Annotated in this window: 16 protein-coding genes and 1 pseudogene; 9 read left to right on the forward strand and 8 right to left on the reverse strand. The window is 44.8% G+C overall.

The annotated features are described in order from the left end of the window. Nucleotides 1-103: 103 nt before the first annotated feature. From AACM02_RS05155 to serC, 5 genes are all read right to left on the reverse strand, one after another. Nucleotides 104-2,617, reverse strand: coding sequence for a M56 family metallopeptidase (locus AACM02_RS05155; protein ID WP_339116271.1), 2,514 nt, complete (start codon nucleotides 2,615-2,617; stop codon nucleotides 104-106). 12 nt (nucleotides 2,618-2,629) lie between these two features. Further along, the gene (locus AACM02_RS05160; RefSeq protein ID WP_339116272.1) at nucleotides 2,630-3,931 is read right to left on the reverse strand and encodes a M56 family metallopeptidase; all 1,302 of its coding nucleotides are present in this window, start codon (nucleotides 3,929-3,931) and stop codon (nucleotides 2,630-2,632) included. 74 nt (nucleotides 3,932-4,005) lie between these two features. After that, nucleotides 4,006-4,368: a BlaI/MecI/CopY family transcriptional regulator gene (locus AACM02_RS05165; RefSeq protein WP_214062023.1), complete on the reverse strand. Its 363-nt coding sequence runs from the start codon at nucleotides 4,366-4,368 to the stop codon at nucleotides 4,006-4,008. Between the two features lie 134 nt (nucleotides 4,369-4,502). Continuing rightward, nucleotides 4,503-5,435 carry an NAD(P)-dependent oxidoreductase gene (locus AACM02_RS05170; RefSeq protein ID WP_339116273.1) on the reverse strand — a complete coding sequence of 311 codons (933 nt, stop codon included), beginning with the start codon at nucleotides 5,433-5,435 and terminating at the stop codon, nucleotides 4,503-4,505. A gap of 119 nt (nucleotides 5,436-5,554) precedes the next feature. Beyond that, the gene (gene serC, locus AACM02_RS05175) at nucleotides 5,555-6,622 is read right to left on the reverse strand and encodes a 3-phosphoserine/phosphohydroxythreonine transaminase (protein WP_332456513.1); all 1,068 of its coding nucleotides are present in this window, start codon (nucleotides 6,620-6,622) and stop codon (nucleotides 5,555-5,557) included. A gap of 429 nt (nucleotides 6,623-7,051) precedes the next feature. Between serC and recR the strand changes: the two genes are divergently transcribed. From recR to AACM02_RS05200, 5 genes and pseudogenes are all read left to right on the forward strand, one after another. After that, nucleotides 7,052-7,678 (forward strand): recombination mediator RecR, encoded by a 627-nt coding sequence (gene recR / locus AACM02_RS05180; protein ID WP_214063213.1) that lies wholly within the window; start codon nucleotides 7,052-7,054, stop codon nucleotides 7,676-7,678. Beyond that, nucleotides 7,675-8,109 carry a hypothetical protein gene (locus tag AACM02_RS05185; RefSeq protein WP_214063214.1) on the forward strand — a complete coding sequence of 145 codons (435 nt, stop codon included), beginning with the start codon at nucleotides 7,675-7,677 and terminating at the stop codon, nucleotides 8,107-8,109. The genes recR and AACM02_RS05185 overlap by 4 nt, the downstream gene beginning before the upstream one ends. Next, nucleotides 8,106-8,633 carry a GNAT family N-acetyltransferase gene (locus AACM02_RS05190; protein WP_214063215.1) on the forward strand — a complete coding sequence of 176 codons (528 nt, stop codon included), beginning with the start codon at nucleotides 8,106-8,108 and terminating at the stop codon, nucleotides 8,631-8,633. The genes AACM02_RS05185 and AACM02_RS05190 overlap by 4 nt, the downstream gene beginning before the upstream one ends. A gap of 4 nt (nucleotides 8,634-8,637) precedes the next feature. Next, nucleotides 8,638-9,201 carry an L-threonylcarbamoyladenylate synthase gene (locus AACM02_RS05195; RefSeq protein ID WP_339116274.1) on the forward strand — a complete coding sequence of 188 codons (564 nt, stop codon included), beginning with the start codon at nucleotides 8,638-8,640 and terminating at the stop codon, nucleotides 9,199-9,201. Between the two features lie 9 nt (nucleotides 9,202-9,210). Next, nucleotides 9,211-11,001 (forward strand): annotated as a pseudogene (locus tag AACM02_RS05200) (chloride channel protein). Nucleotides 11,002-11,012: 11 nt separating this feature from the next. Here the strand turns inward: AACM02_RS05200 and AACM02_RS05205 are convergent. Continuing rightward, complete coding sequence (locus AACM02_RS05205) at nucleotides 11,013-13,271, reverse strand: trypsin-like serine protease (RefSeq protein ID WP_339116275.1); 2,259 nt, start codon at nucleotides 13,269-13,271, stop codon at nucleotides 11,013-11,015. A gap of 86 nt (nucleotides 13,272-13,357) precedes the next feature. Between AACM02_RS05205 and AACM02_RS05210 the strand changes: the two genes are divergently transcribed. Beyond that, entirely contained in the window at nucleotides 13,358-14,140 is a 783-nt protein-coding gene (locus AACM02_RS05210; RefSeq protein ID WP_339116276.1) for a TIGR02757 family protein, read from the forward strand. Between the two features lie 10 nt (nucleotides 14,141-14,150). Here the strand turns inward: AACM02_RS05210 and prfB are convergent. Then, nucleotides 14,151-15,264, reverse strand: a protein-coding gene (gene prfB / locus AACM02_RS05215; RefSeq protein WP_332456505.1) for a peptide chain release factor 2 whose coding sequence is annotated in 2 segments (ribosomal slippage) — nucleotides 14,151-15,200 and nucleotides 15,202-15,264 — 1,113 coding nt in all. Because the reading frame shifts where the segments join, the coding sequence is not laid out codon by codon here. 116 nt (nucleotides 15,265-15,380) lie between these two features. Next, a complete protein-coding gene (locus tag AACM02_RS05220; RefSeq protein WP_339116277.1) occupies nucleotides 15,381-16,355 on the reverse strand; it encodes an NlpC/P60 family protein in 975 nt (324 codons plus the stop codon). 181 nt (nucleotides 16,356-16,536) lie between these two features. Here AACM02_RS05220 and AACM02_RS05225 point away from each other — a divergent pair, with 181 nt between their 5' ends. The 3 genes from AACM02_RS05225 to AACM02_RS05235 all read left to right on the forward strand — a co-directional run bounded on the left by AACM02_RS05225 (nucleotide 16,537) and on the right by AACM02_RS05235 (nucleotide 19,364). Next, nucleotides 16,537-17,145, forward strand: coding sequence for an HAD family phosphatase (locus AACM02_RS05225; protein WP_332456502.1), 609 nt, complete (start codon nucleotides 16,537-16,539; stop codon nucleotides 17,143-17,145). A 296-nt stretch (nucleotides 17,146-17,441) separates the two neighbouring features. After that, on the forward strand, nucleotides 17,442-18,746 hold the full coding sequence (gene metK / locus AACM02_RS05230) for a methionine adenosyltransferase (RefSeq protein ID WP_332456501.1): 1,305 nt from the start codon (nucleotides 17,442-17,444) through the stop codon (nucleotides 18,744-18,746). A 6-nt stretch (nucleotides 18,747-18,752) separates the two neighbouring features. Further along, nucleotides 18,753-19,364 (forward strand): TIGR00730 family Rossman fold protein, encoded by a 612-nt coding sequence (locus AACM02_RS05235; RefSeq protein ID WP_339116278.1) that lies wholly within the window; start codon nucleotides 18,753-18,755, stop codon nucleotides 19,362-19,364. Nucleotides 19,365-19,366: the final 2 nt, after the last annotated feature.

Consider the following 19,366-nt stretch of genomic DNA (forward strand, 5'->3'; position numbering starts at 1 on the left):
AAACCGGAGAAAGCTACTCTGCACACTTTCTCCGGTTTTCGAGAACAGATTAACAAGAGATTGAGATATGAGCATCTGCCGGCTTCAAATCAGCTGATGCCTTTTATTTCTTCGAACTTCCGTATCCTACAACAACTATTGCGTTGCTGGGAGTTGGGCCTTTATACTCATCAACGCCATCGCCTTGCAGGCGGAAAACAAAGGAGGCTCCACTCGTAATGCTTGTCGCGGCTCCATTAAACTTGCCGGGGATCCAGTCAGGCATTAATTCTATCACGCGTTTAACTTCCTTGTCCAGGGACGGGTCAACAGATCTATTGAATTTAACAAAAGTGACTTTCCCCTTTGTATCGATGTTGAACACGGCATCTACAAACCCCTGAATCCCGTTCTCCTGTGCAATAACGGGATACTTAATGTTATCCGATAAGAACTTCATATAAGCATTTTCTCCTCCCGGAAATTCAGGGTTTTGTACATTTTTCGATGAGGTTTGACTTTTTTGAATGCCATCCTCCGTCTTTTTATCCAACCTGAAAACGACAGGCAGGGTAAACATTACGTTTACGGGTTGTCCGCGTTGCTTGCCCGGCTTCCACGTTGGCATCGATTCCACTACCCGGATGGCCTCGGCATCCAGTAACGGGTCAACCCCCCGTGCGATTTGTACGCTGTCTATACTGCCATCTTTCCTCACTATGAACTTGGTGATTACACGTCCCTGAATTCCTTTTTCGTGTGCCTCTTTCGGATAACGGATGTTTTCGGTAATGAAGTTCATCATGGCTGCGTTTCCACCCGGAAATTCGGGCTGTTCTTCAACTACAACAAAAGTTGCGTCACTGCTTCCAATCTTTATTACAGGATCATTCAGTTTCCCTTGAACACCCTTAGCGGCCTCGACGGTTGGTGCTTCATCCGACAACCGGAATGTAACAGGCAACGTATATCTTACCCTTACTTTGTTTCCACGCTGCGTTCCGGGGATCCACTCAGGCATTAAGCGAATAAGACGTATAGCTTCTTTGTCTAACGATGGATCTACACCACGAACAACCTGGATATCGGAAAGGCTTCCGTCTTTTTCAACAATAAACTGAGTGATTACTCGTCCTTGAATTCCATTTTCTTGTGCAATTTTTGGATATTGTAAGTTGTCAGAAATGAATTTGTTCATGGTTATATCTCCACCGGGATATTGCGGCTGGACTTCCACAACAATAAAGAGTTCGTTGCCGTTTGATTCGGCATATTCCTGTGGGGAAGGTATCGATTCTCGATGGGTTGGCCCATAGCCTACAACGACCACTTCGTCCAGGATTTTTCCTTTTTCATTGACATCTGCAGAAACCGGCGTTACAGGGCTCTGGCTCTTCCCTGCGCTGCCGCCTTGTAACCTGAAGACAATCGGCAAGGTAAACCGTACCCTGGCGGGTTTACCCTGATGTTCGCCAGATTGCCAATTAGGCATGGAGTTCAGCAACCTCACGGCTTCGGCATCCAGCGCGGCAGTTACTCCACGGATGACTTTAATATTGGAAATACTTCCGTCCTTTTCTACCACAAAGTTGGTGATAACTCTGCCTTGTTCGTTGTTTTCCTGAGCTTTAACCGGATACTTGATGCTTTCGACAAGATACTTCATAAATGCCTGGTTCCCTCCCGGGAATTCAGGATATTTCTCTACTTCTGTAAAGATTTCACTCTCTCTTTGGTTTTGGGCGTAAACACTGTTGCCTGCCATTAAAAGAAGCGCCAATGGCAGGGCAATCAGGTATTTTACCAGCTTTCGTGCCGGCGATTTGGTTTTGTTCATCATCGTGATACGTTGTTTTAAAAGTGATACATTAAAATTGTTTACAATCCGGGTAGCATTTTGGTGGTAGGTAAGGCGTAGAAGATAATATTGATAATCGCGGCTGTTTACTCCTTTTCGCAAAACACCGTTGTCGGCCAGATGTTCCAGGTTAATGGATGTTTCCCTCTTCATCAGCCAGATGATGGGGTTCCACCATAAAAATACGCAAAGCAACTCCATGAGAATAATATCAACAGAATGCCATTGGCGTGCATGCGTTTGTTCGTGCAGAAGTATCTGTTTAATTTCGGTGTCGGAATGTGAGTCGAGGTGGATGAAGATCCATCGGAAGAAAGAAAACGGTGTTATTTCATCGTATAAGTCGAATACCTCCATCCCATCAATATTCTTCCTGATGCTTTTGTGTTTTATCTGTAAAATACTGACCAGTTGCCAGGTAAAACGAGCTAAGAAGAAGACTACTCCTGCGGACAATAAGAGAAGTAAAACCTGCCACCAGTTAATGTTAATCGTGTTGACAGGTTCCGCTGTTTGACCTTCGTCTGCCAAAACAACGGCAAAAGCAGGATCTTCCACCGTTACCTGAGTAGTGTATTTCTGTGGTTTTTCAAATGAAATTATATTTTCCCAGGCAGATACGGTAATAAACGGGTAAACAAATGAAAACACTGTCGCTGCTAAAATAAAATAGCGCCTGAAAGCAAAAAATGTGTCTTTTTTCAAGAAAATAACATACAGCAAATAAAAAAATATCAGTGCTATGTTAACTTTAATGATGTATGCGCTAAGTGCTTCCATTTGTTCAGCCTCTTATTGTTGCAACCTAAAAACAACGGGTAACGTATACCTTACTCTTACTGTCTCTCCTTTTTGTGTTCCCGGTTTCCAGTTGGGCATCGACTGAATAACCCTAACGGCTTCCGCGTCCAGCAAGGGATCGACACCACGAACCACTTTCACTTCGTTGAGGCTACCGTCCTTTTCCACCACAAAATTAGTAATTATACGTCCGTGTATTCCTTTCTCCTGTGCTGTCACCGGATATTTGATGTTATCGCTCAGGAATTTCATCATGGCAGCGTTTCCGCCTGAATAAAGCGGTTGTTCTTCCACTACTTCATACACTTCGCCTTTGTATTCTTCTACCGCAGCTCCGGGTGAAGCGGCCGGAGTTTCGAGTAGAGGGCTTTCTGTTTCAGTCGTTGTATTTTCGTCGGTTTGCTTTTCTTTACTCAAACAACTGTTCAAGGTTATCAGCAGCAGAACCAGCGGAATTACAGTCAGGTACTTGGCCAGCTTCACTGCCGGCGATTGGGTTTTGTTCATCATCGTGATACGCTGTTTTAATTGTGATACATTAAAGTGATTACTTAACGGAACGGCCGTTTCGTGATAAGTCAGTTTGAGCAGGTGGTATTGGTATTCCCTGCTGTTTACACCGTGTTGAAGCACATCGTTATCGGCCAGGTATTCGAGGTTGATGACGATTTCGCGCTTCAACAGCCAGACTGCCGGATTCCACCAGAAAAAGACGGAAAGCAACTCACCCAACAACACATCTGCCGAATGCCATTGGCGGACATGGGTGCTTTCGTGGATCAGGATCTGCTGTAGCTCTTCTTCGGAGTGTGCATCCGTATTTACGATTATCCATTTGAAAAACGAGAAGGGAGTTATTTCGTGTGAAGCGTTTAGGATTTTGTATCCCGAAATAACCTCTTCCCGGCACCGGCGCCGGATCCGGACAATGGAAACGACTTGCATGATCAACCGGAAAGCAAAAAAAAGGCTTCCTAAAAGAAGTATGCTTTGAACAATAAACCTCCACGGAACCGTAAATCCGGCAGCGTCACTTTCCAGCAGAAGAGCGGTAGGTTCACCGAGTTCAATAGTCGCTTCCACGGGTTGACGTGACTGCAAGATTGAAAATAATCCACCCAGGGAATCTACTGTAAAAAGAGGATAAAGCAACGAAAACAGAACAGCCGACAATAGGTATGACCTCCGTAGCCGGATGAACGTATCGTGCCGAAAAACCGCAATATACAGCAGGTAAAAAAGCAGCAAAGCTCCGTTTACTTTGGCCAGGTATATGAAAAATTGCGTTTCCATTTTGCGTTTGATTTCAGACTTCAGAGCACAGACACGAGACGGTTAGGAGCGAAGCGGTCTGTTATCTGATGAAGCTATTTCTGTTTTTTCTCAATCAGACGAATAATTTCTTCCAGTTCCTCGGACGAAATTTTCTGCTCCTTGGCAAAGAACGACACCAGTTCTTTATACGAATTATCGAAATAGCTTTTCACTACTCCCGACAGAAAATGTCTTTTGTACGTCGCTTCCGAGATCCTTGGGGTGAAAACTTTCATGTTGCCGGAACGTGATTTATTGAGATAACCCTTGTTCTCAAGGTTGTTGAATACTGAAGCCACGGTGGTGTAGGGTAATTTAGGCTCCTCGAGCCTGTCGTGGACATCTTTTATGGCACATTCGCCAATTTGCCACACGTGGAGCATAATGTTTTCTTCCTGGGGTGTTAATCTTTCCATATCTTTTTCAATTGATAAATTTACTACGATACAAAAGTACGAATATATCGTAAATAAAGACAACTTTTTGAATTATTTATGGTTAAAAAAATAAAAATCCCGATAAAAATTCGTTATCGGGATATAGGTTGCTTTTATTTTATCGGATTTACCCTGAACGTTTCATCTCCATCGGCAAAGAATTTTACGATTTGTTCTGCTGCGGCAAGCCCTGCGTTTACGTTGGCTTCACTGGTTTGTGCCCCGCATTTTTTGGCAGATGCCAGGTAGCGGTTACCAAACTTTCGCGCCATTTTATCGTGATTCACCGGTTTAATATCGGTAGCGTATTTGAACCCCGGCCGTTCTTCCATGATACGTAACATGTCGGCTTCGTTTACCACCTCTTTGCGTGCAGTATTGATCACGATGCCTTTTTGCGGTAACTTGCTCAATAAATCGTAATCAATACTACCCCTGGTTTGGTCGTTTGCCGGCATGTGGAGCGATATGATTTCACTTTTCTCATACAACTCACCGGGCGATTGCACAGCGGTTACGTTGAATGCTTTTCCCTTTTCAGGATTGAGGGCCAGCGAAGGGGAGTAGGCCAACACTTCCATTCCGAAGCCGTTGGCGATCTTTGCGACCTGTTTTCCAATGTATCCGAAAGCGTGAAGACCCAGTCTTTTCCCTTTGAGTTCCGAACCGGTAGATCCGTCAAAACTGCAACGGGCAAGATAGAGAAGCATACCGAAAACCAGTTCGGCTACAGCATTGGAGTTTTGCCCGGGTGTATTCATCACGCAAATATTGTTGGCGGTGGCTGCATGAAGATCAACGTTGTCGTATCCGGCTCCGGCGCGGACGACAATTTTCAGGTTTCCGGCCGCATCCAGTACTTCTTTATCGACAACGTCACTGCGGACAATCATCGCATCTGCGGTTGATACAGCATGTAGAAGTTCGTTTTTGTCCGTGTATTTCTCCAGCAAAACAGTTTCATGGCCTGCATTTTCAATAATTTCCCTGATTTGTTTAACTGCAGCTGGCGCAAAGGGTTTTTCGGTTGCAATTAAAAATTTCATAATAGTTGTGGTTTAATAAGTCTGTGATTAAATTAAAAAACGCGGGGATAGGTTTCAACGTACCGGATAAAAGGTTTTGATTATCCGGTACGTTAATTGTGTGGCTTTACAAGAAACAACTAATGGTTCCTTTCGAATTCTTTCATGCAGTCAACCAGGGCTTGTACGCCTGATTTTGGCATTGCGTTGTAGATTGACGCGCGGAACCCTCCGATTGAGCGGTGTCCCTTGATGCCCGACATTCCTCTTTCAGTAGCAAATTTCTGGAACTCGGGTTCAAGTTCTTTGTATTCGTCTTTCATCACGAAGCATACGTTCATGATGGAGCGGTCTTCTTCTTTTGCCGTTCCAGTAAATATTTTACTGCTGTCGATGGCATCGTACAGCAGGGCTGCTTTTTCGAGATTGATCTTTTCCATTGCTGCCAGACCTCCCAGACCTTTCAGCCAACGAAGAGTTTCCATCGCTGAATAAATAGGCAATACGGGAGGCGTATTGAACATGGAGCCTTCTTTGATGTGTGTGCGATAGTCCAGCATGGTCGGAATCGGACGGGTGACTTTTCCCAAGAGTTCTTCCTTTACAATAACAAAGGTGACACCAGCCGGTGCCAGGTTCTTTTGTGCTCCGCCGTAAATTAAACCGTACTTGGATACATCGAGCGGACGGGAGAAAATATCGGAAGACATATCGGCAACCAGGGGTACCGGGCTGTCAATATCTTTCCGGATCTCGGTTCCGTAGATGGTGTTATTGGTGGTAATGTGAAAATAATCAGCATCCGCAGGAACAGTATAATCTTTTGGAATATAGTTGAAAAGCGCTTCCTTGGAAGAAGCAACCTCTACTATCTCCCCAAACAGTTTAGCCTCCTTAAGTGCTTTGCTGGCCCATGTTCCTGTATTCAGGTAGGCTGCCTTTTTCTCCAACAGGTTATAGGGAACCATACAGAACTGCATGCTTGCACCTCCACCGAGGAACAGTACTGAGTATCCTTCGGGAATGTCTAACAGTTCCTTAAAAAGAGCCACAGCCTCGTCAATAACTGCCTGAAAATCTTTGGACCGGTGACTGATTTCAAGAATGGACAGGCCGATTCCATTGAAATTTTTCACAGCTTCTGCCGTGTTCTCAATTGTCGACTGCGGTAAAATAGATGGACCGGCGCTAAAATTATAAATTTTCATAAAAAATAATTTTTAATGTTTTGTATTTAAAGGTTATGTGGTTTAAGTTTCAATCAAATTCAGAACAAAGATAGAAGTTTATTTGTAAGTTTCAATGCGAAAAGCTGAAAATAATTTCACTTGCCGGAGAACCCTGATAGTTCGCTGAAGACAAACTATTTGTAACACCTTGGCTCTTTTATTTTCAATCCTACTCTCGCTTAACGAAATAGTTCGATTTCATCAGACTATTTGAGTCGCCTTCGCTCCTCGATTTTCAATTCTGCGCTCGGCAAATCAAATAAATTTGCTCTGCACTCGCTTAACGAAAATGTTCATATTCATTAGGCATTTTCTCGCAGTGGCAAAGCCAAAATAAGTTTGGCTTTGCTCATTCAGCTTAACGAAAATGTTCGTATATTTGTGGTTTGAATTAGCTTATTAAAATTAATGAACTCGCAATATCCTTCAGCTTTACTAGAAAATGCAGTCAACGAATTTGCAAAATTGCCCGGTATCGGCAGAAAGACAGCACTAAGGCTTGTTTTACATTTGCTAAGGCAAGAAGATTCACAGGTTGAGGAATTTGCGCAAGCCCTGGTTACATTAAAACAGGACGTAAAGTACTGCCGCAACTGTCACAATATTTCCGACAGTGAAGTCTGTGGCATCTGCTCCGACAAATCGAGAGATGCTTCAACCCTTTGTGTCGTAGAGAATATTCGCGAGGTGATGGCCATTGAGAATACTACTCAGTTCAAAGGGTTGTATCACGTGTTGGGAGGAATTATTTCGCCCATCGATGGAATAGGCCCGTCTGACCTGCAAATTACCGGGTTGGAAGAACGTGTTAAACAGGGCGGTGTGAAAGAGGTGATTTTAGCACTGAGTGCGACCATGGAGGGAGACACGACCAACTTTTATATTTTCCGGAAGCTACACCCTTACGATGTGAAAGTGAGCATTATTGCGCGAGGTGTAGCGGTCGGTGATGAGATTGAGTATGCCGATGAGATAACGTTGGGCAGGTCTATTTTAAACAGGACACCATTTGACGAATCGTATAAATTAAAATGACAAAAACCATCAGGGAGTTAAACAGGCATTATTACATCAGTATAGTTGTTTTGGCCGTTTTCTTTTTAATTGTGATCTTTAGGGTCATAGGCTTTGGAACACCGGTTCGCGTAACGATGACTGCCGAAATGTATGCCATCGGGATAACGTTATTGCTCATTCCCGTCGCACTTAAGCTGTTTGCCGAAAAAGTAAAGAAAATTCCAAAGGGAACCGGCAAGGCTAGGACGATGAAGTACTACAAAGATGCCTGGTTGTTGAGAATGTATATCGTTAACGCGGTGACGGCGGGAAATATTTTTCTATATGCCCTGTCGCAGAGCAAAAATTTTATCTGGCTTGCGGTAATTTCTTTTATTGTTTATATGTTTTGCAAACCTTCTTGTCAAGAGTTGGAAACCGTTGTCGGGGAAAGTGAAGGCGTGAAATGAGAGACTTTTTTATCAGAGACACCCTCTTTTTAAGGCCGTTGGAACCCGAAGATCTCGATCTTCTTTACCAATGGGAAAACGACACCAGGCTGTGGAAAAACGGATCTACCCTAACACCTTTTTCCCGATTTGCCCTCCGGCAATACCTGGCGGATGCCCGGCAAGATATTTATCAGGCCCGGCAACTTCGGATGATGATTGTGGAGAAGGAAAGTAACAAGGCGGCAGGCACGATTGACCTGTACGATTTTGATCCCCTGAACGGCCGGGCCGGAGTTGGGATTTTGGTGGACGAAAATTTTCGAAAAAAAGGACATGCGTTGCAGGCATTGTTATGCATGGAGGATTATGCCTTCAGCCATTTAAAACTCCGCCAGCTTTACGCTTTTGTCCCTGCAGGAAATATACCAAGCCGGGCCTTGTTTGAAAAAGCGAATTATGAAGAAACTGCCGTTCTGCGGGACTGGATTTCTCTAAATCGCTCGTTTACCGATGTAATAGTAATGCAAAAAATCAACAAGTAAGTGTATGCAGGAAGACATTAAGAAAGCATGTGAAGTGTTGCGGAAGGGCGGTGTGATTTTGTACCCTACCGACACGATCTGGGGAATCGGATGCGATGCCACCAACGAAGATGCTGTAAAACGGGTTTACGAAATAAAGAAACGAGACGATTCAAAGTCGATGCTGGTGTTGATGGAAAATCCGGTAAAACTGCAGAATTATATCACGGATGTCCCTGACATAGCGTGGGACCTGATAGACCTCGCCGACAAACCGCTTACCATTATATACGACGGCGCCAGAAATCTGGCAGCCAACCTTATTGCGGAAGACGGATCCGTCGGGATCCGGATTACCTCGGAACTCTTTTCTGCCGAACTTTGCAAACAGTTTCGCAAGCCTATTGTGTCTACATCAGCCAACCTAAGTGGAGAAGCCTCACCTTCAACTTTCAAGGAGATTTCGGAAGAGATAAAAAACGCAGTGGATTATATTGTCACTTACCGGCAAAAAGACAAGAACAAAGCCCAACCTTCGGGTATTGTTAAACTGTCTAAAAACGGCACAATCAGTATTATCCGAAAGTAATTTAGTAGTATGATTGTCAGTGAAATATACAATAAAATACATAATTGGAGGAAGATAAACATCAAGGAACGCCATTTCTTGCTGTTTGCCTGTTTTATTGTAGGTATTCTTACCGCACTGGCAGCTTATTTGCTGAAATTGTCCATCCATTTTGTAGAGTTGTTCCTTACGAATAATTTTTCGCAAACCGGAGCCAATTATTTGTACCTGGTTTATCCTATCATCGGGATTTTGCTGGCCGGATTATTTGTCAAGTATTGGGTCAAAGACGATATCAGCCACGGAGTAACAAAAATTCTTTTCTCTATCTCACAACGAAAAAGCCGGATCAAACCTCACAACATGTACACCTCGCTGGTAGCAAGTTCCATCACTATTGGTTTTGGCGGATCGGTAGGAGCGGAGGCTCCTATTGTGTTAACAGGATCGGCTATCGGATCGAATGTGGGGCGATTTTTTAAACTCGATCAGCGGAACCTGATGTTGCTTGTAGGTTGTGGGGCTGCGGGCGCCATAGCCGGAATATTCAAGGCTCCTATTGCGGGAATTCTTTTTGTGATTGAGGTGCTTTTGCTTGATTTAACGTTATCGTCTATACTTCCTTTGTTGGTAACCGCTGTTACGGCCACTACCATATCGTATATCCTTACCGGGACGGATGCGATGTTTGCCTACTCACAGGTGGAAGCTTTTACCCTTCAGCGGATTCCTTATGTAATACTGTTGGGGATTATTTGTGGGTTTCTCTCGCTTTAGGTCACCCGAACCATGAGCTGGAGCGAGGATGTATTTTCCAGGCTGAAACCCTGGACACGGTTTGCTTTGGGCGGTGTCTCCCTCAGTATACTTATTTTTCTGTTTCCGCCTTTGTTTGGAGAAGGATATAATTCCATTGAGACGCTCCTGGCCGGAGGCCATAAATTCAATGAACTGTTAAACGGTAGTTTCTTTTATAACGCCCAAAACCGGTGGGGAATAGTTGTTTTTCTAGGATTGATATTATTCTTTAAAACCTTTGCAACCAGTGCTACCAACGGTGGAGGAGGTACCGGAGGAGTCTTTGCGCCCACGTTGTTTATGGGTTGTATTTTGGGCTTTATCTATTCTTATACGATGAACGAACTGGGATTAGTGACTTATCTTCCGCAGGAAAATTTTGCACTGATGGGGATGGCTGGGGTGATGGCCGGAGTAATGCATGCACCGCTTACCGGAACGTTTCTCATCGCTGAACTTACGGGAGGGTATGAGCTGTTTCTACCGCTGATGATTGTCTCTATTTGCTCTTATGCGACCATAGTAGTTTTTGAAAAACACAATATTTACGCAATGCGTCTGGCGAAAAGAGGTGAACTGATCACGCACCATAAGGATAAAGCAGTCCTCACTTTCCTGAAGGTCGAGGATATGCTGGAAACCAATATCCCTATTGTTCATCCCGAGATGACGTTAGGCGATATGGTAAAAGTGATATCAAGCAGCCAGAGAAATATCTTTCCGGTGGTGAACGATGATGGAACACTACAAGGGCTTGTGTTGTTGAACGATATCCGGAATATTATGTTTCGTCCGGAGCTTTACGATACTTTCAAGGTGAAGAAATTTATGGTAGGTTCGCCGGCAGAGATCAAGATCGACACTCCGATGGAGAAAGTGATGAATACTTTCGAAGATACTAAAGCATGGAACTTACCGGTTGTTGATGACAATGGAATTTACAAGGGAATTCTCTCACAATCATCTGTTTTTAATTACTACCGCGATGTATTGGTGGAAAACTACTCCGAAGAGGAGGAGTGAGTAAAATCCGGTTATCTTACCAACACCTTTAAGCTTTTATTTATTCCGTCAACATTCACTTTTACGATATAAACCCCTTTGGCCAAATGACCAACGGAGAAGGAGGCTCTGTTGATACTGCTTTCGGCCTTTTCTTCAAAGACTTTTTGTCCTGATACATAGAAAATTTCCCACGCGATCAGATCTTTGTTTGATTCAATAAAAATTCTGTTTACCGCTTTGTTGTAGTAGGCTTTTATCTCTGTTTCTTTTTGTGAAGGATCATCCGGGGCAGTCAGTCCTGTACCAATCACGTAGGGGGTAATCAGCAACGAAGTGTTGATGGGATTTTCGATGTTCTCGGAAGACCTTACCCAGCCCGTTGCATTTTTCATCCACGCAGTGGATACGATTCCCGATCCAATTTTCCTGGGTTGTACATTCAGCAGGGAAAATCCATTGGGTACCGGGCTTACATCGGTGTATGAGATAAAAAACTTTTCGGACACTTCCACTGGATCAGAGAACTTTACGTAGTTTTCTACGTTGTTCCTCATATCGCGGTAAGTTTCGTAGAAATTTCCAGCCTGATAATAACGGAACGAATAGCTGAGCGATGTTTCGTGCAGGAGTGTACCGGGCGATCCGTTGTTGTCAGCATAGATTTTGATCCGAATGTTTAGGTTTTGAATGTTGTTTGTGATGGGAGAAGTAACAAAAACACCATTGAGCCGGGCGGGTGTGGATGCGTAAAATTCTTCAGCAAACTCGTTATATCCAAACGTGTTGTTTGTCGCAAACATCGGCACAGAGTTGTAGTACGATTGAATAACGGAATCGGTGGCCACATAATTGGAACTCCGGGTGTAGGGTTGGTTCAGGTAGGGATTGAATCCGTCAATTTGTTGAAACTGGGAGTTTCCCGGGTCCAGATAACTTTTCAATGAATTCGGATTTCCTAACGAACCGGTAATGTTCCATGCCTTGTATAACGATGAGTAGACATCAGGGCCTGGGGGAGACGAGCATTGCGACTCACCGCCAGTAAGTGCCCCCAGGACTCTTTTCTCCTTGTCCAGCAAGGGAGAGCCCGACGATCCCTCTTCCGTTGCGGCCATATCCCATGCGCGAACAGCCCAGTGCCCGTTGGGTTCCATGTTGTATCTCGGGTCATCGAAAGAGCCAATTGCCAATGGATCATTTTCAATGGCTACCTTCTTTGTACCTCCATTCGGATGATGGATTCCGTGAAAAGGAGGTTGGGGAGAAGCGCTGACGTTCCATCCTAAATAATAAGGCTGGTATTCTTTCGGGGGAGTTTGCTTGAATTTCAACAGGGAGATGTCGTATCGTTCACTGATTAGGACCGAATCGGCAGAAGCCATGGTCATTTGTAACGGCCCACGTATTTCTTTATCACAAACCGGAGATTGATAGGCGAAAAAGGCCACGATGCTTCCTGCGACCATATCGTACCTGCGGTTTGCCAAAAAGGCGGGGTCGTAGTCTCTGTTGATACAATGTGTAGCCGTTAGCAGGTATGGAGATCCGTCTTCAGTCGAATTATTCACGAGCGATCCGGTGCAATAAGTGGTTCCATTGATAATAAGAGCCACTACGCCACTGCCGGGCTGAACATCTTCGGGGTAACAGACCAGGTTGGGATGGCAGGACTGCCGGGGATCTCTGGGTTCCGTTGTTCTAAACAGTCCGCGGAAATCGTGATTCACTTCTCCGATCTCTATCTCTCCTTTAAAAGCGGCATCCAACGGCTCCTGGTACTCCACGATGATCTCATCACCGGCGATGGGCTGGACGGGAAGGAGGTTTAATTCGGTATTGTTTTCCTGGGTGTATGATCCCAAGACCTCAGATTGGTCGGCGTTGTACACAAACACGTTCGCTCCTTCGGGTAAACGGAATTTCGAAAAAAGAATATTCAGGGAGTATGCTTTTCTCGACCGGATCCCCACCCGCCATATTTTTCTGTTGTCTAACGTATTGAAAGTGACACCTGAGTTATCGGGACGAAGAAATACGTGAAATTTGTGGGCAAACTCCAGGCTTTTAAACTTTTTGCCTTCGGCTTCTGAGCGTAGCATCGCTTGCTGAACATCAAACGATGGCATTTCAACAAAGGGAGTCTCCAGTCTTTGCAGGTTTCGGGTATATGCACTGGCATTTACAGGTAGCGGTCGCCCGCCGTGGCTTATCTGGGCAAAACCGGAAGAAGTAAGGAGTGATAACAGGAATGGAATGAGGATTGTTTGAATATTTTTAGGTATGGGCATACTGTTCGTAATTAAGATTGACCGTTGCAAATTTAAGACGTTTTTAATAAATAAGATTACTTTTGTGGTGTTTTATTCCGATGCACATGCTTATTTTACAGAAGAACCTGAAAGATTTCCTCGACCGGAAGGCCGACTTTTACAACAGGACATCATTTATTGAAAACGATCCAATCTTTGTGCCGCACCAGTTCACCTTGAAGCAGGACATTGAAATTATGGGCTTTTTTGCCGCTACGTTCGCTTGGGGACAACGGAAAACGATTATTCAGAAATCCATGGAGCTGGCACGGCGATTCAACGGCAAGCCCCACGAATTTATTTTGCACCATTCCGAATCCGATTTGAAACAGCTGCTGGGATTCAGGCACCGTACATTTAACGATACCGATTTACTCTGGTTCGTGGATTTTCTACACCGGCATTATAAAGAGAGTGAAAGCCTGGAAGAAGCCTTTCTCCCTGAAACCGGGTTTACGGACATGGAGGGTGCGTTGATTCATTTCGGGCAATACTTCTTCAATGCTCCCGATGCACCCGGACGCACCCGGAAACACGTGGCATCCCCGGAAAGAAATTCAACCTGCAAGCGGCTCAATATGTTCCTTCGCTGGATGGTGCGTTGCGATGGAAAAGGTGTGGATTTCGGTTTATGGAAAAGGATTCAACCGGCAGTGCTGATTTGTCCCGTTGACCTGCATGTGGACAGAACAGCTCGTCGCCTGGGTTTAGTCACACGGCGGCAAACAGACTGGAGAACAGCTGTGGAACTCTCCGAAAACCTCCGACTATTGGATGCATGTGATCCTGTAAAATACGATTTCGCCCTTTTTGGGCTCTCTATTGAGAAGGAAATATATGATCTGTAGTCCAATCGTTTTACGCTTCCCCTCCAAACTCCATAAGGTATGCTTTGATGAAATCATCCAGGTCGCCGTCCATTACGCCGGTGACGTCTGAAGTCTGGTAATTGGTGCGGTGATCTTTTACCCGCCGGTCGTCGAAGACATAACTGCGGATTTGTGAACCCCATTCTATTTTCTTTTTTCCTGCTTCGATTTGTGCTTGTGCCGTCCGGCGTTTTTCGAGTTCGATTTCATAGAGTTGTGACTTTAGCAACCGCATGGCGTTCTCACGGTTTCCCATTTGTGAGCGACTCTCGGTATTCTCGATAACAATTTCCTGCTCCTCGCCTGTGTCCGGATCCTTGTAGAGGTAATGTAGCCGTACACCGGTTTCTACCTTGTTTACGTTTTGTCCGCCTGCTCCCGATGATCGGAAGGTATCCCAGGAAATATTGGCCGGGTTTACGTAAATTTCGATGCTATCATCCACCAATGGTACCACAAAGACCGATGCAAACGACGTCATGCGCTTGCCCTGCGCGTTGTATGGGGAAACCCTGACCAGCCGATGTACACCGTTCTCGCTTTTAAGAAAGCCATAGGCAATGTCGCCTTCCACTTGTAGGGTGGCTGTTTTTATACCGGCGTCGTCGCCGTCCTGCCAGTTGGTTACAGTAGTTTTGTACCCTTTGCTTTCGCACCAGCGCTGATACATGCGGAACAACATCGACGCCCAGTCCTGGCTTTCGGTCCCGCCGGCTCCGGCGTTTATTTTCAATACCGCACCCAATTGATCCTCTTCGCGACGGAGCATGTTTTTCAGCTCCAGGTTTTCGATCAGTTCGAGTGCCCGGCCGTAATTGGTGTCTACCTCTTCTTCGCTGACTATGCCTTCTTTAACAAAATCGAATGCCAATTGTAACTCCTCGGTGGCCGATTTTACCTTGTCGTAGGCATTGAGCCAGCCTTTCAGTTCACGCACGATTTTCATCTGGGCTTCGGCAGCTTTATTGTCGTTCCAGAAATCGGGAGCTTGTGTCTTCAGTTCTTCTTCTTCGAGTTGGATAGTCTTTGCATCGATGTCAAAGATACCCCCTCAGCGCTTGCTCGCGCTCCAACACATTTTTAAGTTGGTCTGCAGTTATCATATTTTTTGAGATTGAATGATTGAATTGGTTTTTACCTTTTTTCAGGGTGCAAAAATACGCAAAATTCGCCATTAGCCAAAACATTTGTCCTGCTGAAATCTGGAGTCACCCGTTGTTCAGGGCCTGATGACAAGTTTTTCACCCGGCTTTAAAACCGTTCCAAGCTGTGGATTCCAGTCCCTTAGTTGCGCTACGGAGCAGTTGTATTTCCGGGAGATGGAGTAAAGTGTTTCACCCGGTTTTACCGGGTGTGTAATAGGTTCATTTTCAATGATTTTTGTTTCAGCGGGTTCCGGGACGGAAATTGTATCGGGACGCACCATTGTCTGAACTGCCGGCTTTATGATTTCTTTCTGCTCCTGTTTGTTTTTGGGTAAGTCGGTGAGCAATTGATTTACAGGGCGGGAATGAACAATAAGTTCCTTTGTTTCGGGATTTTGCGGGATGTCAGCTGTCTCTTTTTCGCTTTTTGTCTTAGGTGCTTCGATTAAAACCTGTTCCTTGGCTTTAGCCGAGGTGAAAGCATTTCTCCGGGTGTCGCCTTTTTTTACCTGTTTGGGCTTTTCTCGCGGAACTTTTTCAGCTATAGCCAACGCATTGTTTTCTTGCAGGATTCTTCCGCCACGCAGGTAACGGGATGCGTAATAAGGTTCGGTGGAAAGAGAGACAATAACTCCACTTGTGGTTGATGCGTGGAGAAAGCGAAACTCTCCGCCCGGAAGCAATTCTTTCACGATACCTACGTGTCCGACTCTACCGTTGCGTGCACGTCCCTCGAAGAAGACTAGATCACCCACCTGTAGATGCTCTCGCTGCCTGATGTTGGGCATCTGTCGGTCTTGTCCTGCCGAACTCGTACTCAGCCTGTACCCAAACTCCCTGAAAACAAATGAGGTGAAGCCCGAACAATCAAATGCATGTGGCCCTTTTCCGGCAAACCGGTACGGTTTGTTCAGGTACCGCATTCCATAATTGATGACCTCCTGTCCGGTGCCTGTGAGTTTTTTACTGGGCGTTACGGTTGTTTTTTTTACTCCGCAGGAAACCATTAGGACGGCAAGAAGTGTCAGCAGTACAGTTTTTTTATGCATTCATTCCGTCTTTTTGTGTGAGCTCATTTTTTTTTGTTGTGCAAAAATAGGAAAATATCCTTGATGAAGCATACGGGAATCCTTCCTTTAACTAATTATCCGAAATTTTAGGACTTGAAGAAAGCGTTGGATGTAAAGAAAAAGCACTATTTTTGCATTTTATCGCAATTAAGGCAAAACAATGGAGCAAATTAAAAACATCGTTTTCGATTTTGGTGGAGTGTTAATCGACTGGAATCCTGTATATCTTTACAGTAAGATTTTTGAAGACCGTGCCGAGATGGAGTATTTTCTGAACAATGTTTGCACGTATCCGTGGAACGTCCTTCAGGATGCCGGCCGTCCTGTCGCACTCGCAACAGCTGAAAAGCAGCAGGAGTTTCCTCAATACAAGGATGAAATTGCGATGTATTATGGCCGGTGGGCAGAAATGCTGGGTGGTGAGATTAGTGAAAACTCCCGGTTGGTGAAGCTCCTGAGCAAAAATTACAACACCTACGGACTGACCAACTGGTCGGCCGAGACCATTCCCGTGGCCATGGAGCGGTATGAATTCTTCAACTATTTAAAAGGAATGGTGGTTTCGGGTGACGAGAAAATCGTAAAACCCGACCCGAAATTGTATTATATTTTATTGGATCGATTCAGTATAGACCCTGAAGAGACGTTGTTTATCGATGATAATGCACACAACATAGATACTGCCAGACTATTGGGCTTTAGGACTATACATCTTGTTCCGGAAATGAACCTGAAGGAAGAGTTGGTGAAGATGGGGGTGTTGTTATAAATAATACTTTTTAACCTTTGGCAACACGCTATTTGTCAATTATTTCCTATCTTTGCATCCGAAAATAATCGTGTGGACAGATTTGAACTGCTTGCAACCACAGAAAAAAATGCTAAAACGCCCAGCTGTTCGCTATTTTTTCTTGCATGCACTTCCTTTTCTCTCCCGACTGGTTACGTAAATTTTATTAATCACAAAGCCGATAATCAAAGGTTTGGGATAACAGTACTTTTATGGTTTAAAAATCAAATAGCCTAGCATCCTCAATATTGATTTTGGTCCTTTTATCTTAAAAAATGAATTATTTCTTTACCTCCGAATCGGTGTCCGAGGGACACCCCGATAAAGTAGCCGATCAGATATCGGATGCTTTGCTGGACGAGTTTCTGGCATATGACCCTAACTCGAAAGTAGCTTGCGAAACGTTGGTGACAACCGGTCAGGTTGTTCTTGCCGGTGAAGTTAAATCAAATACGTATGTGGATGTTGCTGAGGTGGCGCGTAAGGTTATTGCCGGTATCGGCTACACCAAAAGCGAATACCAGTTTGAAGCTAAATCGTGTGGTGTTTTTTCGAGCATCCACGAACAATCCGACGACATAAACCGGGGGGTTGACGGCAAAGCAGACCCGATGGACCAGGGCGCCGGTGATCAGGGGATGATGTTTGGTTATGCAACAGCGGAAACCGATAACTATATGCCGTTGGCATTGGATTTGAGCCACGCATTGTTGCGCGAATTGGCTAACATCCGGAAAAACGAACTGGAACTGATGCCCTACCTCCGTCCCGATGCCAAATCGCAGGTTACCATTGAGTATTCCCCGGACGGAACTCCTGTCCGCATTGATACAATCGTGATTTCCACTCAGCACGATGAGTTTATTTATCCCGAAAGTAATACAAGGGAGGCGGTTTTAAAGGCGGATGCGGCCATGCAGCAACAAATAGCCAATGATGTGAAAACGATTCTGATTCCGCGTGTCCGTGAGAAGTATAAACATACCCGGGACATTCATAAACTTTTCGACGATAAGATAAAGTACCACATAAATCCTACCGGAAAATTCGTTATCGGTGGCCCGCACGGAGATACGGGATTGACCGGACGCAAAATCATCGTGGATACTTACGGAGGGAAAGCGTCGCACGGCGGCGGTGCATTTTCCGGGAAGGATCCGTCTAAAGTGGATCGTTCAGCAGCTTATGCGGCACGCCATATCGCCAAAAACCTGGTTGCTGCGGGAGTGGCATCTGAAGTATTGATACAGGTTTCGTACGCCATCGGTGTGGCACATCCGATGAACATTTATGTGAATACCTTCGGGAAGAGTAGGGTAGATATGGCTGATGCTGAAATCGCCGAAAAAGTAAAAACCCTGTTCGATATGCGTCCTAAGGCTATTGAGAACCGGTTGAAACTTCGTAATCCGATATATTTGGAAACGGCTTCCTACGGACATATGGGCCGTCAACCGGAAATTGTTACGAAGAAATTTGAATCTCGTTATATGCCGGAGACAGTCGTCAAGGAAGTCGAGCTTTTTACCTGGGAAAAACTGGATTATGTGGATGTAATTCAGAAAGAATTTGGGTTATAATAAAAAATGAAACGGAATTTATCTGAAAAAAATATCAGAGAGGTGGTTGTTTACTGCGCTTCGAGTCCTCACATTGGAGAAGCGTATTTCGATATTGCCCGGCAATTGGGAAAAGTCTTGGCAAATAACAACATCACGTGTATAACCGGTGGTGGAAAACAGGGATTGATGGGGGCAGTAAACGATAGTGTGCTGGAGAACGGGGGAAAAGTAAAAGGGATTATTCCACAATTTATGATCGATTCGGGGTGGTGCCATCCTCAGTTATCGGAGCTGGTTGTTACCGAATCGATGCACGAGCGTAAATTTTTGATGGCTAAGCAATCCGATGCTGCCGTTGCGCTGCCAGGCGGATTCGGGACATTGGAAGAGTTAGCGGAGATTCTCACGTGGAAGCAGTTGGGACTCTACAAAAATGCAGTTGTTATTCTCAATATAAACGGTTATTACGATCCTTTACTGGCGATGTTTGATAAAATGATCTGCGAAAAATTTCTTCATCACAATTATCGTAATTTATGGCAGGTTGTTGACTCACCAGAAAAAGCGATTGATTACCTGCAAAATGGTGAGACGTGGAACCCCTCTTTTACCAAATATGACAAAAAAGAATTGTAATT

The sequence above is a fragment of the Petrimonas sp. genome, from assembly GCF_963921705.1.
In the GTDB taxonomy this organism is placed as follows: domain Bacteria; phylum Bacteroidota; class Bacteroidia; order Bacteroidales; family Dysgonomonadaceae; genus Petrimonas; species Petrimonas sulfuriphila.

Coding starts and splice junctions, on each gene's coding strand:
- AACM02_RS05170 (WP_339116273.1), bottom strand. CDS start 5,435: ATGAAATTTTTAATTGCAACCGAAAAACCCTTTGCGCCAGCTGCAGTT.
- AACM02_RS05235 (WP_339116278.1), top strand. CDS start 18,753: ATGAAACGGAATTTATCTGAAAAAAATATCAGAGAGGTGGTTGTTTAC.
- AACM02_RS05160 (WP_339116272.1), bottom strand. CDS start 3,931: ATGGAAACGCAATTTTTCATATACCTGGCCAAAGTAAACGGAGCTTTG.
- AACM02_RS05155 (WP_339116271.1), bottom strand. CDS start 2,617: ATGGAAGCACTTAGCGCATACATCATTAAAGTTAACATAGCACTGATA.
- AACM02_RS05225 (WP_332456502.1), top strand. CDS start 16,537: ATGGAGCAAATTAAAAACATCGTTTTCGATTTTGGTGGAGTGTTAATC.
- AACM02_RS05195 (WP_339116274.1), top strand. CDS start 8,638: ATGCAGGAAGACATTAAGAAAGCATGTGAAGTGTTGCGGAAGGGCGGT.
- metK (WP_332456501.1), top strand. CDS start 17,442: ATGAATTATTTCTTTACCTCCGAATCGGTGTCCGAGGGACACCCCGAT.
- AACM02_RS05165 (WP_214062023.1), bottom strand. CDS start 4,368: ATGGAAAGATTAACACCCCAGGAAGAAAACATTATGCTCCACGTGTGG.
- AACM02_RS05210 (WP_339116276.1), top strand. CDS start 13,358: ATGCTTATTTTACAGAAGAACCTGAAAGATTTCCTCGACCGGAAGGCC.
- recR (WP_214063213.1), top strand. CDS start 7,052: ATGAACTCGCAATATCCTTCAGCTTTACTAGAAAATGCAGTCAACGAA.
- AACM02_RS05185 (WP_214063214.1), top strand. CDS start 7,675: ATGACAAAAACCATCAGGGAGTTAAACAGGCATTATTACATCAGTATA.
- AACM02_RS05220 (WP_339116277.1), bottom strand. CDS start 16,355: ATGCATAAAAAAACTGTACTGCTGACACTTCTTGCCGTCCTAATGGTT.
- AACM02_RS05190 (WP_214063215.1), top strand. CDS start 8,106: ATGAGAGACTTTTTTATCAGAGACACCCTCTTTTTAAGGCCGTTGGAA.
- serC (WP_332456513.1), bottom strand. CDS start 6,622: ATGAAAATTTATAATTTTAGCGCCGGTCCATCTATTTTACCGCAGTCG.
- AACM02_RS05205 (WP_339116275.1), bottom strand. CDS start 13,271: ATGCCCATACCTAAAAATATTCAAACAATCCTCATTCCATTCCTGTTA.